Annotated in this window: 2 protein-coding genes; both read left to right on the top strand. The window is 29.8% G+C overall.

Translation table 11 applies throughout. The annotated features are described in order from the left end of the window. Window positions 1-278: 278 nt before the first annotated feature. Window positions 279-536: a hypothetical protein gene (locus tag CYP28_RS00830; RefSeq protein ID WP_103592737.1), complete on the top strand. Its 258-nt coding sequence runs from the start codon at window positions 279-281 to the stop codon at window positions 534-536. 58 nt (window positions 537-594) lie between these two features. Beyond that, a complete protein-coding gene (locus CYP28_RS00825) occupies window positions 595-774 on the top strand; it encodes a hypothetical protein (RefSeq protein WP_103592736.1) in 180 nt (59 codons plus the stop codon). Window positions 775-783 lie beyond the last annotated feature (9 nt).

Here is a 783-nt window from a genome sequence, read left to right as displayed (position 1 = left end):
ATTTTACTATATGAAAAGAGAAATAATATAAAAAATGGCTTTTATCATTTAAATCAAATAGCTTTTGCGTATAACTCTATTTTATATTGAGTTATAAAAAATAAACTAGGTTTTTGGATTAATTTGAACAAAATGTATTCTGTGCTTGAAAAAGTTATGTCAGGATTTGGGACAAAAATAGATAGCTAGACCTAAAAATTTCCCAGAAAAAAGTTCAAAAAGCATGGGATATATTGAGCTAGAGGGCATTAAGAAATAAAATCAGAAAGGAAAGAACAATGGCATTAAAAAAGATAGAGCTTCCAGACGAGCTTTTGGCAAAGCTAGGTGCGACAAAAAGTCCAAAAGAGTTGGGCGAGATAGTAGAGAGTTATGTAGTAGCAGGGATGGAGTGTGCTAATTTTTCAAAAGAGAACATCACGCTCTACAATATCACCCTAGATTTGTCAAAAAGGTTAGGAAAAGAACAAGAGGCTAATGCTTTGATAAAAGAAGCAATAAGAGAAATAAACGTAAAACTTATGAATGATCTTTGAGGTTGCAAGGCATAAAAACGTGTGATAGAATTGGTTAAAAAAGAAAGGAGGATCATAGATGAAAAATAGTATTTTAATTGGTTTTATCGCACTGTTTTTTGCAAATTTGTTTGCAGTTTTTTTGTTTGTCTATTTAAAAGACAGCTTTGAAATTGCTATCATTTTGCCAATAGCTTCTATGTTATTTTTGGCAAAATTAATTTGTAAATTTATAGAAATTAAATTCATCAAGCAATGAGTATAAGAT

Origin of the sequence: Campylobacter concisus (genome assembly GCF_002914195.1) — a bacterium.
Classification (GTDB): Bacteria; Campylobacterota; Campylobacteria; order Campylobacterales; family Campylobacteraceae; genus Campylobacter_A; species Campylobacter_A concisus_M.
The sequence above is the reverse complement of the archived record's forward strand: the minus strand, read 5'-3'. Positions and strand labels throughout refer to the sequence as shown.

What these genes read in the sequence shown, in the direction of transcription:
- CYP28_RS00830 (WP_103592737.1), top strand. Translation starts at nt 279, where the DNA reads ATGGCATTAAAAAAGATAGAGCTTCCAGACGAGCTTTTGGCAAAGCTA.
- CYP28_RS00825 (WP_103592736.1), top strand. Translation starts at nt 595, where the DNA reads ATGAAAAATAGTATTTTAATTGGTTTTATCGCACTGTTTTTTGCAAAT.